This window comes from Kitasatospora papulosa, assembly GCF_000717245.1.
GTDB lineage: Bacteria > Actinomycetota > Actinomycetes > Streptomycetales > Streptomycetaceae > Streptomyces > Streptomyces papulosus.
Genome location: NZ_JNYQ01000089.1, coordinates 1 through 228, shown reverse-complemented (window position 1 = coordinate 228; position 228 = coordinate 1). Strand labels below are relative to the sequence as shown.

Here is a 228-nt window from a genome sequence, read left to right as displayed (position 1 = left end):
ACGGGCCTCGGCCACTCGTTCCCTCAGGTCCAGAGCCTCTTGTTCACGGTCCAGCTGTTCGTACGTGAAGGTCAGTGCGTGGAGGGTATCGAGGGTGGCAGGATCCTCGGGACCCAGCACTCGGGTACGAGCCTCGGCCACTCGTCGCCCCAAGTCTGACGCTTCTTGAGCACGCCCGACCTCGCTGTAGGAGACGGCGAGCTGGTGGAGTGATTCGAGGGTGTCCGG

Annotated in this window: 1 protein-coding gene; it reads right to left on the bottom strand. The window is 64.5% G+C overall.

All coding sequences use genetic code 11. From position 1 onward, the window contains the following. Positions 1 to 228, bottom strand: a 228-nt coding sequence (locus IA22_RS38445; protein WP_157840986.1) for a tetratricopeptide repeat protein, incomplete at both ends; no start/stop codon positions are given.